Origin of the sequence: Pseudomonas fluorescens (assembly GCF_001902145.1) — a bacterium.
GTDB lineage: Bacteria > Pseudomonadota > Gammaproteobacteria > Pseudomonadales > Pseudomonadaceae > Aquipseudomonas > Aquipseudomonas fluorescens_BV.
The window spans coordinates 339,275-352,216 of the sequence record NZ_MRST01000023.1; the positions used below are offsets into that span (position 1 = coordinate 339,275).

Here is a 12,942-nt window from a genome sequence, read left to right on the forward strand (position 1 = left end):
CCTTATTCCGGTGCGTGATCGCGCAAAAACACCAGGTTATCCGGCTTGGACTGCTCCGCATTGAAGCGGTAACCCTGCACATCGAACTGCTTGAGCTGCGCCGGGTCGTTGATGCGTTCTTCAATCACAAACCGGCTCATCATGCCCCGGGCTTTTTTCGCGTAGAAGCTGATGATCTTGTATTGGCCGTTCTTCAGGTCCTTGAACTCGGTGTTGATGACGCGCGCGTTCAAGGCCGTGCGCTTGACCGCCGAAAAATACTCATTGGACGCCAGGTTGAGCAGCAGATCGTCGCCTTGCTCGGCCAGTGCTTCATTCAACCACTCGCTGATGCGCGTGCCCCAGAAGGCATAGAGGTCCTTGCCACGGGCATTGGCCAGCTTGGTGCCCATCTCCAGGCGGTACGGCATCATCAGGTCCAGCGGGCGCAGCAGGCCGTAGAGGCCCGAGAGCATGCGCAGGTGGTCTTGGGCGTAGCTGAAGTCGGCATCGCTGAAGGTCTCGGCATTCAGGCCGGTATACACGTCGCCCTTGAACGCCAGCAGCGCCTGCTTGGCGTTGGCCGGAGTGAAGGCCGGCGTCCAGCTGCCGAAACGCGCGGCGTTGAGGCCACCGATCTTGTCGGAGACGTGCATCAGCTCACTGATTTGCGCCGGGCTCAGTTCGCGCAGTTGCTCGATCAGCTCCTGGGAGTGGTCCAGGTACTGCGGCTGGGTGAAGCGCGCAGTGACCGGCTTGGACTCGAAGTCGAGGGTTTTGGCGGGGGAAATCACCGTCAGCATGAAGTTGGCTCCTGGAATCGTGTGGGGATTCTAGGGGGTTGGAGCGTTCGACTCCACCTATCAAGCCGATAGGCCCCGGTTTTTGTAGGAGCGAGCTTGCTCGCGAAAGTCGTCAACGAGAATGCTGGCAGACTGAATAGACGCGGTGCCCAGACGTTTTTCGCGAGCGAGCTCGCTCCTACACAAAAAGGGCGAACCAGTCCGCTATGATGGGCGGTAACTCTGTAGAGGGAGACCCCGTGTGCGATTAGCGCTTTTATTGTCCGCTTGCCTGCTATGCCTGAATGCCCAGGCCGCGCCGGTGGATGTCGCCAGCCTGGACCGTGGTACCTGGCCGGAAAAACTCGCCAGCCCGGCGCTGTTCGATGTGGCTTCGCGTGCGGAGATCCTGATGTTCGCCCACGGCCTGCTCGCCAGCGAAGCCTTGGACGACGCTGCGCTCAAGCAACGCCTGGGGCTGAAGATCATCAACCTGGCCGCCATCGACGCCCTGCGTCGCCAGCTCTGGCAACGGCTGTTGGAGAACTACACATTCGCCCAGCAGAGCTGCGAAGAAGACGCCTCGTTCTGCTACCTGGTGGAAAACATGGACGACCTTCGCGAGCAGGCCGGCAAGTTCGAGGTCAGTGAAAACTCTTTCTATATAGGCTGGGCCGCCCCCAGCCGGCACTTTCACGAACGCTATCTGGACGAGCTGCTGCGCAAGGCTGCGCTGTTCCCGCAGATCAGCAGTGAAGTGGCGCGCTTTGGCGATCATGAACGCAACGGTGATGAACTCAATGATCGGATGTTCCTGCTGACCTTCGACGGTGGCCCTGCACCTGTCAGCGGCAATACCGACTGGCTCACCGATTACCTGCGCAAACAGAAGATGAACGCCACGTTCTTCGTCCTTGGCAGCAGCCTGCAAACCCGCGTGGAGCGCAGTTCTGGCGCGGATGTGCAGGCGCTCTACCAGGGCCAATGCGTGGGCACCCAGGGTTGGCAGTATCGCTCCCATAGCCATTGGGTCGAGTGGCAAAGTTCCATCACCCGCAGCGCTTCGCTGGTGCAGCATTTGCTGCCGGAAAACTATGTGCCGCTGTTCCGCCCACCTTATGGGCAACGCCGTGCGGACAGCCAAGGCTTCTTCCAGCAACAGGGCCTGCAAGTTGCGTTATGGGACATCGATTCCCAAGACGAGCCGGGCAAGCTCAAGGCCGATGAGTCGGCGCAACGGGTGCTGACGCTGATGCTGCTGTGGCGCAAAGGCGTGATCGTGTTTCACGACACCCAGGACAAGGCGCGGGTGGTATTGCCGATGGTGTTGCAGGCTACGGCGCAGAGTGGCTTGGGTTGGCAGGAGTGTCGCGAGGCATTTCGATGAAGTGCCCGGCTTTGCTGGGGATGGGGTGTTTTCGGGGCGATTTGCTGCGACATTTCGATGCAGGCGGACTTCCGACTTTAACGGGGTACATGGCACTCGGCTAGTGCTATTCGTCATCCTGAAAAATAAACTTCAAAAAAGCGTCAAAGTGCTTTTTCCTGTCATGGGTTTTGCGGTATTACGAAGTCAGATCGCCGAAACCTGCAGCACAGGTGGCGTCTTCCAAGACTCCTCATGTGGGCACTGCACTTGACCTTGTTCAAGGTGCAATCGGTGGTCGAATCGAGGCGCAGCACCGCCCAGGTATTGCGTCGAATGGCTCCCACAAAGGTGACCGAGTATGGATGATCATGGACGTAACCCTTCTTCCGACCAGCCAATCCTTTATGTGCTTGATACCAACGTATTGATCCACGATCCAAACGCACTGCTGAACTTCGAAGAACACCACGTCGCCATCCCGATGATCGTGCTTGAGGAGCTCGACAAACTCAAAAGCGGCCACCACAGCGTTGCTGCCGAATGCCGCCAGGCCATCCGCTTGATCGACAAGACCCTGGGTGAAGCTTCGCCCGAGGATGTCGAGGTCGGCGTGCCCATCCAGCGTGGCAAGAGCGGGCCCAAGGGTTTGCTGTCGATCCTGATGAGCAAGCGCAGCGAGCCCAACAGCCTGCTGCCGGAAAACCTGAACGACAACAAAATCATCAACCAATTGATCGACCTGCACGCCCGCGACAAGGACCTGCGCGTGGTGCTGGTGACCAAAGACATCAATATGCGCCTCAAGGCACGAGCGTGTGGGATCGCTGCCGAGGACTACAGCACCGACCAACTGGTCGACGATGTGTCGATGCTCTCGCGGGGTTATCACATGATGACCGGCTCGTTCTGGGACCGTGTCAGCAAGGTCGAAACCCGTCAGGACCACGGCCGCACCTGGCACCAGGTACAGCTGATCGACAACCTGCCGGCCGTGCATATCAATGAGTTCATTGTCGATGAACAGGGCTTCGTGGGCTGGATCAAAGAGATCCAGGTCGACAAGCTGCTGATCCTCGACCTGCATCAGGAACCCCTGTTGCACCAGGAAGCCTGGGGCCTGAAACCGCGTGATATCTACCAGAGCCTGGCGCTCTACGCGCTGCTCGACCCGGACATCCACCTGGTCAACCTGACCGGCGCCGCAGGTTCGGGCAAAACCATCCTGGCCCTGGCCGCCGCCATCGAACAGACCATGGTCACCAAACGCTATCGCCGCATCATCGCCACCCGCAGCGTGCAGGGCCTGGACCAGGAAATCGGTTTCCTGCCCGGTACCGAGGCGGAAAAAATGGAGCCGTGGCTGGGGGCGATTACCGACAACCTCGAAGCCTTGCACATGGATGACGAAAACACCCATGGCAGCGTCGACTACATCCTCAGCAAAGTGCCGTTGCAGTTCAAATCCCTCAACTACATCCGAGGTCGCAGCTTCCAGCAAAGCCTGATTCTGATTGATGAATGCCAGAACCTTACGCCGCACCAGATGAAAACCATCATCACCCGTGCCGGCGCCGGTTCCAAAGTGGTGTGCTTGGGCAACCTGGCGCAGATCGACACCCCTTACCTGTCCGCGACCAGCTCCGGGCTGACTTACCTGACGGAACGCTTCAAGGACTTCCCGAACGGCGTGCATATCGCGCTGCAGGGCGTGCCTCGTTCGATTCTGGCTGAATACGCAGAGTCTCACCTGTAAACGTGTAGGAGCGAGCTTGCTCGCGAAGAACCTGAGAACATCGCGCTTAATCAGCATGCACGCGGTGGCCTTGAGTTTTTCGCGAGCAAGCTCGCTCCTACAGGGTTTACAATCGTTGCTCCTGATCAGGAGTATCGCTGTGCTGACTCATCTCGATTCCCAAGGTCGCGCCCATATGGTCGACGTCACCGACAAAGCCGTGACGTTCCGTGAGGCGGTGGCCGAAGCGCGGGTGCGCATGTTGCCCGCCACTCTGCAAATGATTGTCGACGGCGCCCACCCCAAGGGCGACGTGTTTGCCGTGGCCCGCATTGCCGGGATCCAGGCGGCGAAAAAAACCAGCGACTTGATCCCCCTTTGCCACCCGTTGATGCTCACCGGCGTCAAGGTGGAGCTGCGTGCCGACGGCGTGGACGCTGTGCATATCCTCGCGCGCTGCAAGCTCTCCGGCCAGACCGGCGTTGAGATGGAAGCCCTGACCGCCGCCAGCGTCGCGGCACTGACGATCTACGACATGTGCAAGGCGGTGGATCGCGGCATGACCATTGAGAGTATTCGCCTGCTGGAAAAACTGGGCGGTAAGAGCGGGCATTTCAAGGCGGATGAACAATGAGTATCAACGTACTGTTTTTTGCGCGCTACGCCGAAGCGGTGGGTTTTGATTCGCTGGAGATGGAAGGTGAGTTTGCCAGCGTTGATGCCGTGCGCCTCGCGCTGGCTTCTGACCCGGAATTCGCCGTGCTCAACGAAGCGAGCCTGATGTGTGCGCGCAACGAGGAGTTGTGCAGCCTGGACGAGCCGGTGCAAGCCGGCGATGAAGTCGCCTTCTTCCCCCCCGTCACCGGAGGCTGACCATGGCCATTCGTGTGCAGGTCGAAGCCTTTGATCCCGGTGCCGAAGTCAACGCCATGCACGCGGCCAATGTGGGCGTGGGCGCGGTGGTGAGTTTTGTCGGCTATGTACGCGACTTCAATGACGGTCGCGAGGTATCGGGGATGTTCCTGGAACACTACCCCGGCATGACCGAAAAGGCCCTGGCCAAGATCGCCGTGGAAGCCGAGCAGCGCTGGCCGTTGCTCAAGCTGGAGGTGCTACACCGTATCGGCGCGCTGGAACCGGGCGAGCCGATTGTGTTTGTCGGCACGGCCAGTGCGCATCGGCAGGCCGCGTTTGATGCCTGTGCATTTGTGATGGATTACTTGAAGACGCGGGCGCCGTTCTGGAAAAAGGAAAACACCAGCGAGGGGCCGCGTTGGGTAGAAGGGCGCAGCAGTGACCACGCCGCAGCGGATCGCTGGAAATAGGGCCTGAGGTTACTGGAGATCCACATGTGGGAGCGGGCTTGCTCGCGAAAGCAGTCTGTCAGTTAAAGATGTACTGACTGATTCACCGCTTTCGCGAGCAAGCCCGCTCCCACATTTTTACTGCATTTCAAGTTAGGGGCGCTTGCGCTCCACCGCCCGCAGCAAGTGCGTCGGCGGCGTCTCACAGCTGATCTTGCGCCCCAGCAACGCCTCGATGGACGGCAACTGGTACGAGTCATCCTCGCCGGCAAAGCTGATCGACACACCCGCAGCCCCAGCACGCCCGGTACGGCCGATGCGGTGCACGTAGTCGTCCGGTACTTCCGGCAGGGTGAAGTTGATCACGTGGCTGATGCCGTCGATATGAATGCCGCGACCGGCCACGTCGGTGGCTACCAGCACGCGGATCTTGCCTTCGCGGAAGCCTTCCAGGGTCTTGATGCGTTTGTGCTGTGGCACGTCGCCCGACAGTTGCGCGGCATTGACACCGTCGCGCACCAGGCGTTCTTCGATGCGCCGCACTTCGTCCTTGCGGTTGGCGAATACCATCACGCGTTCCCAGCCGTTATCGTTGACCAGGTTGTAGAGCAGCTTGTACTTGTCGGCACCGGCCACCGCGTAGATGTGTTGCTCGACGTTTTCGCTGGCAACGTTGAGTGCTTCGATCTCGACGATGGACGGGTCGGTGGTCCACTGCTTGGCGAGGTTCATCACGTCTTCGGTGAAGGTCGCGGAGAACAGCAGGGTCTGGCGCTCGGCTTTCGGCGGTGTCTGACGAATGATCTGGCGTACTTGCGGGATAAAGCCCATGTCGAGCATGCGGTCGGCTTCGTCCAGCACCATCACTTCGACCATGTCCAGGTGCACGTCGCCACGCTGGTTAAAGTCGAGCAGGCGGCCCGGGGTGGCGACGAGGATGTCGCAGTGACGGGCTTCAAGGTGCTTGAGCTGCTTGTCGAAGTCCATGCCGCCCACGAACGTCATGACGTTGAGGCCGGTGTACTTGGTCAGGTCGGCGGCGTCCTTGGCGATCTGCACCACCAGCTCCCGGGTCGGGGCGATGATCAGCGCACGCGGTTCACCCATGTAGCGCTCTTTGGGCGGCGGCGTTTGCAGCAACTGGGTGATGATCGAGATCAGGAACGCGGCGGTCTTGCCGGTGCCGGTCTGGGCGCGGCCGATGGCGTCTTTGCCCGCGAGGGTGAAGCCCAGCACTTGCGCCTGGATGGGCGTGCAGTACGGGAAACCCAGGTCCTGGATGGCGTGCATCAGTTCCGGGGCCAGTTTGAAATCGTGGAAGCGGGTCTTGCCTTCCTGGGGCTCGACGACGAAGTCTTCGAGTTTCCATGGGGACACGGGCGGCGTGGGCGCACGTTCTCGACGGGGCTTGGCCACAGGCGCCGGGGCGGGTGCGGCAGGCTTTACCTGTTCAGGCGGCGTCACCGTGGTTTTGTTCGGTGAGGCGGCGGGTGCGTTCCGGCCAGGCTGTTGACCGTCATTGCGGTTGCCGGGCTTGGGGGCAGGTGCACTGGGAACAGGCGCGAGCGGCTCAGCCTCGCTTTTGCCGAACATCTTCTTGAGTGCTTTGAGCACGGTCATCTCATTAATTGATTAAGGAATGTACGCCGGCCAGTGTAATGCAAGAATCGGGCGCGGCGTAGTGCGTCTGTCATACGGCTACATAAACACGGGATTCAGCGCAGGCGTTCAGTCAGCCAGGTGCCTATATCGTGTATCTCTTGGGGTAACACTTCGTGGCCCATTGGGTATTCCTGCCATATCACGGTGACACCACGGCCCTTCAAATGCTCGTAGGCGCTGCGGCCCATGGCGTTCTGCACCACTTCATCGTACTGGCCATGCAGGCACAGCGTGGGGATGCGTTGCTGGCTGGCGGATAATTCCAGTTCATTATCGAAGGTTGGCGCGTAAGTGGAGAGGGCGATCACACCGCCCAAGGGCCCCTCCCATTTCTTGAACGCAGTGTGGAAAACCACCGCGCCACCTTGAGAAAAACCGGCGAGGAAAATTCGCGAAGTGTCTATTCCGGTTCTCTGTTGCGCCTCGATCAGGTCGGTGACCATTTTTGCCGACGCTTCCAGTTCTTCCAGGCTGATCGAACGAGCCGGGTTCATGGCCTTGATGTCGTACCAGCTCGGCATCTCGTAGCCACCATTAATGGTCACCGGACGCGTGGGCGCCTGGGGCAAAACGAAGCGGGTGGTCAGCAAGCTTTCCTGCAGTGCTTCGGCTACCGGCAGGAAGTCGTAGCGATCGGCGCCCAGGCCATGCAGCCAGATAACGCAGGCGTCTGCGGGCTTGGCAGGCTGAAGAATCAAGGGTTCGGTCATGTTTGCTCCATAGATGTGGGGGCGCTCCGATGAGGTGCGTCGGAACGGTGCGCGACAGGTTGATCTGTTAAGAGAATGTCGCAAGGTTGAATCTTTTGCCATTGAACCCCAGTTGCGGCCACTCGGCCAAGACTCTGGTACGCGCCTTGCTATGTGTAGCTCGATGTCAGAACTCTCCTACGGCGGTAACACTATCAGTGACTGCCGCTTGTGGGAAAGCAACTGGAATTACCGCAAAAACCTCATGCTGCTTGGCCCCAAAAAAAACCAACACGGGTCGATATCGCCTCATAAGGGTGCGCTGAGGTTGGAGCTCCGACACAACAAGAGCAATTGGAGGTTTGTAATGAAGGTATTGAAATCCACCCTGGCCATCGTCACTGCGGCGGCTGTACTGGGTGTCAGTGGTTTTGCCCAGGCGGGCGCCACCCTCGACGGCGTGCAGAAGAAAGGCTTCGTGCAGTGCGGTGTAAGTGACGGCCTGCCGGGTTTCTCGGTGCCGGATGCCAGCGGCAAGATCCTCGGGATCGACGCTGACTATTGCCGCGCTGTGGCAGCTGCCGTATTTGGCGATGCCACCAAGGTCAAGTTCAGCCAGTTGAACGCCAAGGAGCGTTTCACCGCGCTTCAGTCAGGCGAAGTCGACATCTTGTCGCGCAACACCACCATGACCAGCTCTCGCGACGCGGGCATGGGCCTGAAATTCCCGGGCTTCATTACCTATTACGACGGCATCGGCTTTCTGGTGAACAACAAGCTGGGCGTCAAGAGCGCCAAGGAACTGGACGGTGCAACCATCTGCATCCAGGCCGGTACCACCACCGAGCTGAACGTTTCCGACTACTTCCGCGCCAACAACCTCAAATACACCCCGATCACCTTCGACACTTCCGATGAAAGCGCCAAGTCGCTGGAGTCCGGGCGTTGCGACGTGCTGACGTCCGACAAATCCCAGCTGTTCGCCCAGCGCAGCAAGCTGGCCGCACCGAAAGACTACGTGGTGCTGCCGGAAACCATTTCCAAGGAGCCCCTGGGCCCGGTCGTGCGCAACGGTGACGACGAGTGGCTGGCCATCGTGCGCTGGGTGGGTTACGCCATGCTCAATGCTGAAGAGGCCGGTGTGACCTCCAAGAACGTCGAAGCCGAGGCCAAGGCCACCAAGAACCCGGACGTTGCACGTCTGCTCGGTGCCGACGGCGAATACGGCAAAGACCTGAAAGTGAAGAAGGACTGGGTGGTACAGATCGTCAAGCAAGTGGGTAACTACGGCGAGATGTTCGAGCGCAACCTGGGCAAGAGCACGCCGCTGGAAATCGACCGTGGCCTGAACGCCCTGTGGAACAACGGCGGCATTCAATACGCACCCCCTGTGCGCTGATCGCTGATGGTTCTGTCACCCGGTAGGCCAACTGCCGGGTGATGTTCTGTTCCATTATTTTCGGGGCACTTCATGCAAAATCAAATCGGCGCACCCAAGCAGAAGCTCAGCTTCAGCGACCCCAAAGTGCGTGCGTGGCTGTTCCAGATCATCACGATCGTGGCGGTGGTCTCGCTGGGCTGGTACCTGTTCCATAACACCCAGACCAACCTGCAACACCGGGGCATCACCTCGGGTTTCGACTTTCTTGAGCGCAGTGCCGGCTTCGGCATCGCGCAGCACTTGATCGACTACACCGAATCGGACAGCTATGCCCGGGTGTTTGTCATCGGCCTGCTCAACACTTTGCTGGTGACCGTCATCGGTGTGGTGCTGGCAACCCTGCTGGGCTTCATCATCGGCGTGGCACGTTTGTCGCCCAACTGGATGATCAACAAGCTGGCGACGGTGTACGTGGAGGTATTCCGCAACATTCCGCCGCTGTTGCAAATCCTGTTCTGGTACTTCGCGGTGTTCCTGACCATGCCAGGGCCGCGCAACAGCCATAACTTCGGTGACACCTTCTTTGTCAGCAGCCGTGGCCTGAACATGCCGGCAGCGCTGGCGTCCGACGGGTTCTGGCCGTTTGTGGCCAGCCTGGTGGTCGCTATCGTTGCCATCGTGCTGATGACCCGCTGGGCCAACAAGCGCTTTGAAGCGACGGGGGTTCCTTTCCATAAATTCTGGGCGGGCCTGGCGCTGCTGCTGGTGATCCCGGCGTTGTGCGTGTCGATCTTCGGTACGCCATTGCATTGGGAAATGCCCAAGCTTGCGGGCTTCAACTTTGTGGGTGGCTGGGTGCTGATCCCGGAACTGCTGGCGTTGACCTTGGCGCTGACGGTGTACACGGCGGCGTTTATTGCCGAGATCGTGCGCTCGGGCATCAAGTCCGTCAGCCATGGCCAGACCGAAGCGGCACGTTCACTGGGCCTGCGCCCGGGGCCGACGCTGCGCAAGGTCATCATCCCGCAAGCGTTGCGCGTGATCATTCCGCCGCTGACCAGCCAATACCTGAACCTGGCGAAAAACTCGTCGTTGGCCGCCGGTATCGGTTATCCGGAAATGGTTTCGCTGTTTGCCGGCACGGTGCTCAACCAGACCGGCCAGGCCATTGAAGTCATTGCCATCACCATGAGCGTGTACCTGGCGATCAGCATCAGCATTTCCCTGCTGATGAACTGGTACAACAAGCGCATTGCGCTGATCGAGCGGTGAGGACACACCCATGACTACGCATACGTTCAAACCTGACATGCCACCGCCGAGCAAAGTCTTCGGGCCGGTGGCCTGGATGCGCGCCAACTTGTTCTCGAGCTGGCTCAATACACTGCTGACCTTGCTGGCGATCTACCTGGTGTACCTGGTGGTGCCACCGATCCTGCACTGGGCCATCCTCGATGCCAACTGGGTGGGCACCACTCGCGCCGACTGCACCAAGGAGGGCGCCTGCTGGGTGTTTATCCAACAGCGCTTCGGCCAGTTCATGTATGGCTATTACCCCGTCGACCTGCGCTGGCGCGTGGACATGACGGTATGGCTGGCCATCGTGGGCGTGGCGCCGTTGTTTATCTCGCGTTTCCCTCGCAAGGCGATCTACGGCCTGGGCTTTCTGGTGCTGTACCCGATTATCGCCTACTGCTTGCTGCACGGCGGCGTGTTCGGCCTGAGCAATGTGGCGACCAGCCAATGGGGCGGCCTGATGCTGACCCTGGTGATCGCCACCGTGGGCATCGCCGGCGCCTTGCCGCTGGGCATTGTGCTGGCGCTGGGACGGCGTTCGAACATGCCGGCCATTCGGGTGGTCTGCGTGACCTTCATCGAGTTCTGGCGCGGCGTGCCGTTGATCACGGTGCTGTTCATGTCGTCGGTGATGCTGCCGCTGTTCCTGCCCGAGGGCATGAACTTCGACAAGCTGCTGCGGGCGCTGATCGGTGTGATTCTGTTCCAGTCTGCCTATGTGGCCGAGGTGGTGCGCGGTGGCTTGCAGGCGATTCCCAAGGGCCAATACGAAGCGGCCGCAGCGATGGGGCTGGGCTACTGGCGCAGCATGGGCCTGGTGATCTTGCCGCAAGCCTTGAAGATGGTGATCCCTGGGATCGTCAACACCTTCATCGCCCTGTTCAAGGACACTAGCCTGGTGATCATTATCGGCCTGTTCGACCTGCTCAACAGCGTCAAGCAAGCCGCCGCCGACCCCAAATGGCTGGGCATGGCCACTGAAGGCTACGTGTTCGCCGCCCTGGTGTTCTGGATTTTCTGTTTTGGTATGTCGCGCTATTCCATGCATCTGGAACGCAAGCTCGACACTGGCCACAAGCGTTAGGAGTTTTTTGATGAGCGAAGCAATCAAACAGCCTGTGAGCCCTGAAGGCATTATCCAGATGCAGGGCGTCAACAAGTGGTACGGCCAGTTCCACGTGTTGAAAGACATCAACCTCAACGTCAAGCAGGGCGAGCGCATCGTGCTGTGCGGCCCGTCGGGCTCGGGCAAGTCCACCACCATCCGCTGCCTCAATCGCCTGGAAGAACACCAGCAAGGCCGCATCGTGGTCGATGGGGTGGAGCTGACCAATGACCTCAAGCAGATCGAAGCGATCCGCCGTGAAGTGGGCATGGTGTTCCAGCACTTCAACCTGTTCCCGCATTTGACCATCCTGCAAAACTGCACGCTGGCGCCGATGTGGGTGCGCAAGATGCCCAAGCGCAAGGCCGAGGAAATCGCCATGCATTACCTGGAGCGTGTGCGTATTCCGGAGCAGGCCCACAAGTTTCCGGGGCAGCTTTCAGGTGGCCAGCAACAGCGCGTGGCGATTGCCCGTGCGCTGTGCATGAAGCCGAAAATCATGCTGTTTGATGAGCCGACATCGGCGCTGGACCCGGAGATGGTGAAAGAGGTACTGGACACCATGATCGGCCTGGCCGAAGACGGCATGACCATGTTGTGCGTGACCCACGAGATGGGTTTTGCCCGCACCGTGGCCAACCGCGTGATCTTCATGGACAAGGGCGAGATCGTTGAGCAGGCGGCGCCGAATGACTTCTTTGATAACCCGCAGAATGAGCGGACCCGGTTGTTCTTGAGCCAGATACTGCATTGATGATGGGTTAAAAAACAAACCCGGCCTGGTGCCGGGTTTGTTTTTTGGGGTCAGGACGCTTTGAACGTTTCCGGTGTGTCACTTACTGTGTAGCTGAATGCACCGCGCATATCAGCGCCTTCGGCCAAGACCTTCGCATCGGCAAGCAAGTGAGGGTGCCGATCCAATAGCCGCATCAGCAGCACCAAGGGTTTAGGGGCAAGAAGCTCGCCGCGCTCGTAACGCGAGAAGGCGTTGTGGCCGCCACCGGACAGTAACTCCACGGCTTCTTTTTGGGTAAGGTGCAATTTGCGGCGGGTGCGTTTCATCTCGGCGCCGATCATTTGCCGGACGGCAAGCACCAATTCATCTTTCGCCTCGCCGTAGCGGTCTGCGCTGTCGTTGTCAGGATCCCAGAATCCGTCGCCGCAAACCATGCATTCCCAGCCGGAAAGGTTGTCGACCCGGCGCTCCATGCCTTTGATGCGGATGGTTTCGCTGCGGCCCTCGAAATAACTCAATGCATCAGGGGCGCCGCACATGTAGCACAGCTCTCTTTTTTTCATGGGTTCTTCTCCTTGAAGGAGATTACCGGAGGCCTACCATCTGCGCGGTATGTGACCTTGATGTAAATCTCCGTACCTTTTGAACTCGTATGGTAAACGTCCTGCCAGACCCGATGGTCGCCATAAGTGGTCATCGACTTGTACAACATGCAGTGTTGTAACGCGTAAATGACCGCCTGCATTTGCGCGAGACTAAGACCGAGACTAACGCCGCATTCCTCTGCCGTCCGAGTAAATGCCTTCCTCCCAAGTCGCCTGACATCCGTCTTTATCAGCGCCAAATCGTAATGAGGTGTGTATTTTTCCATAAGACACCTGCGTCCAATAATTACCCTCTAAGGGTA

14 protein-coding genes are annotated in these 12,942 nt (G+C 59.4%); 9 read left to right on the forward strand and 5 right to left on the reverse strand.

Annotated elements, in window-relative coordinates; genetic code table 11:
- Positions 1 to 2: 2 nt before the first annotated feature.
- Complete coding sequence (gene yaaA / locus BUE92_RS13370; RefSeq protein WP_073524180.1) at positions 3 to 782, reverse strand: peroxide stress protein YaaA; 780 nt, start codon at positions 780 to 782, stop codon at positions 3 to 5.
- A gap of 241 nt (positions 783 to 1,023) precedes the next feature.
- On the opposite strand from yaaA, the gene BUE92_RS13375 reads away from it, so the two are divergent.
- From BUE92_RS13375 to moaE, 5 genes are all read left to right on the forward strand, one after another.
- Positions 1,024 to 2,148 (forward strand): polysaccharide deacetylase family protein, encoded by a 1,125-nt coding sequence (locus BUE92_RS13375; RefSeq protein WP_073524181.1) that lies wholly within the window; start codon positions 1,024 to 1,026, stop codon positions 2,146 to 2,148.
- Positions 2,149 to 2,488: 340 nt separating this feature from the next.
- Positions 2,489 to 3,883, forward strand: a complete 1,395-nt coding sequence (locus BUE92_RS13380; RefSeq protein WP_005785025.1) for a PhoH family protein — start codon at positions 2,489 to 2,491, stop codon at positions 3,881 to 3,883.
- A gap of 139 nt (positions 3,884 to 4,022) precedes the next feature.
- Positions 4,023 to 4,496 carry a cyclic pyranopterin monophosphate synthase MoaC gene (gene moaC / locus BUE92_RS13385; RefSeq protein ID WP_073524182.1) on the forward strand — a complete coding sequence of 158 codons (474 nt, stop codon included), beginning with the start codon at positions 4,023 to 4,025 and terminating at the stop codon, positions 4,494 to 4,496.
- Positions 4,493 to 4,735, forward strand: a complete 243-nt coding sequence (moaD, locus tag BUE92_RS13390) for a molybdopterin converting factor subunit 1 (RefSeq protein WP_073524183.1) — start codon at positions 4,493 to 4,495, stop codon at positions 4,733 to 4,735. The genes moaC and moaD overlap by 4 nt, the downstream gene beginning before the upstream one ends.
- A gap of 2 nt (positions 4,736 to 4,737) precedes the next feature.
- Entirely contained in the window at positions 4,738 to 5,187 is a 450-nt protein-coding gene (moaE, locus tag BUE92_RS13395) for a molybdopterin synthase catalytic subunit MoaE (RefSeq protein WP_073524185.1), read from the forward strand.
- Between the two features lie 132 nt (positions 5,188 to 5,319).
- Here moaE and rhlB read toward each other — a convergent pair whose 3' ends face one another.
- Positions 5,320 to 6,786 carry an ATP-dependent RNA helicase RhlB gene (gene rhlB, locus BUE92_RS13400; RefSeq protein WP_073524187.1) on the reverse strand — a complete coding sequence of 489 codons (1,467 nt, stop codon included), beginning with the start codon at positions 6,784 to 6,786 and terminating at the stop codon, positions 5,320 to 5,322.
- A 95-nt stretch (positions 6,787 to 6,881) separates the two neighbouring features.
- On the reverse strand, positions 6,882 to 7,538 hold the full coding sequence (locus BUE92_RS13405; RefSeq protein ID WP_073524190.1) for an alpha/beta hydrolase: 657 nt from the start codon (positions 7,536 to 7,538) through the stop codon (positions 6,882 to 6,884).
- A gap of 346 nt (positions 7,539 to 7,884) precedes the next feature.
- Between BUE92_RS13405 and BUE92_RS13410 the strand changes: the two genes are divergently transcribed.
- From BUE92_RS13410 to BUE92_RS13425, 4 genes are all read left to right on the forward strand, one after another.
- A complete protein-coding gene (locus BUE92_RS13410) occupies positions 7,885 to 8,916 on the forward strand; it encodes an amino acid ABC transporter substrate-binding protein (protein WP_073524193.1) in 1,032 nt (343 codons plus the stop codon).
- 72 nt (positions 8,917 to 8,988) lie between these two features.
- Positions 8,989 to 10,170 (forward strand): amino acid ABC transporter permease, encoded by a 1,182-nt coding sequence (locus BUE92_RS13415; RefSeq protein WP_073524195.1) that lies wholly within the window; start codon positions 8,989 to 8,991, stop codon positions 10,168 to 10,170.
- A 10-nt stretch (positions 10,171 to 10,180) separates the two neighbouring features.
- The gene (locus tag BUE92_RS13420; RefSeq protein ID WP_014717022.1) at positions 10,181 to 11,278 is read left to right on the forward strand and encodes an amino acid ABC transporter permease; all 1,098 of its coding nucleotides are present in this window, start codon (positions 10,181 to 10,183) and stop codon (positions 11,276 to 11,278) included.
- Between the two features lie 10 nt (positions 11,279 to 11,288).
- Positions 11,289 to 12,053, forward strand: coding sequence for an amino acid ABC transporter ATP-binding protein (locus tag BUE92_RS13425; protein WP_003188759.1), 765 nt, complete (start codon positions 11,289 to 11,291; stop codon positions 12,051 to 12,053).
- Between the two features lie 50 nt (positions 12,054 to 12,103).
- Here the strand turns inward: BUE92_RS13425 and BUE92_RS13430 are convergent, their stop codons facing one another.
- Positions 12,104 to 12,598 (reverse strand): type II toxin-antitoxin system MqsA family antitoxin, encoded by a 495-nt coding sequence (locus BUE92_RS13430; protein WP_073524196.1) that lies wholly within the window; start codon positions 12,596 to 12,598, stop codon positions 12,104 to 12,106.
- A complete protein-coding gene (locus tag BUE92_RS13435; RefSeq protein WP_073524198.1) occupies positions 12,595 to 12,906 on the reverse strand; it encodes a type II toxin-antitoxin system MqsR family toxin in 312 nt (103 codons plus the stop codon). Before BUE92_RS13435 ends, BUE92_RS13430 begins: the two co-directional genes overlap by 4 nt.
- Between the last annotated feature and the right edge of the window lie 36 nt (positions 12,907 to 12,942).

Coding starts and splice junctions, on each gene's coding strand:
- yaaA (WP_073524180.1), bottom strand. CDS start 782: ATGCTGACGGTGATTTCCCCCGCCAAAACCCTCGACTTCGAGTCCAAG.
- BUE92_RS13380 (WP_005785025.1), top strand. CDS start 2,489: ATGGATGATCATGGACGTAACCCTTCTTCCGACCAGCCAATCCTTTAT.
- moaD (WP_073524183.1), top strand. CDS start 4,493: ATGAGTATCAACGTACTGTTTTTTGCGCGCTACGCCGAAGCGGTGGGT.
- moaE (WP_073524185.1), top strand. CDS start 4,738: ATGGCCATTCGTGTGCAGGTCGAAGCCTTTGATCCCGGTGCCGAAGTC.
- rhlB (WP_073524187.1), bottom strand. CDS start 6,786: ATGACCGTGCTCAAAGCACTCAAGAAGATGTTCGGCAAAAGCGAGGCT.
- BUE92_RS13405 (WP_073524190.1), bottom strand. CDS start 7,538: ATGACCGAACCCTTGATTCTTCAGCCTGCCAAGCCCGCAGACGCCTGC.
- BUE92_RS13410 (WP_073524193.1), top strand. CDS start 7,885: ATGAAGGTATTGAAATCCACCCTGGCCATCGTCACTGCGGCGGCTGTA.
- BUE92_RS13415 (WP_073524195.1), top strand. CDS start 8,989: ATGCAAAATCAAATCGGCGCACCCAAGCAGAAGCTCAGCTTCAGCGAC.
- BUE92_RS13420 (WP_014717022.1), top strand. CDS start 10,181: ATGACTACGCATACGTTCAAACCTGACATGCCACCGCCGAGCAAAGTC.
- BUE92_RS13425 (WP_003188759.1), top strand. CDS start 11,289: ATGAGCGAAGCAATCAAACAGCCTGTGAGCCCTGAAGGCATTATCCAG.
- BUE92_RS13430 (WP_073524196.1), bottom strand. CDS start 12,598: ATGAAAAAAAGAGAGCTGTGCTACATGTGCGGCGCCCCTGATGCATTG.
- BUE92_RS13435 (WP_073524198.1), bottom strand. CDS start 12,906: ATGGAAAAATACACACCTCATTACGATTTGGCGCTGATAAAGACGGAT.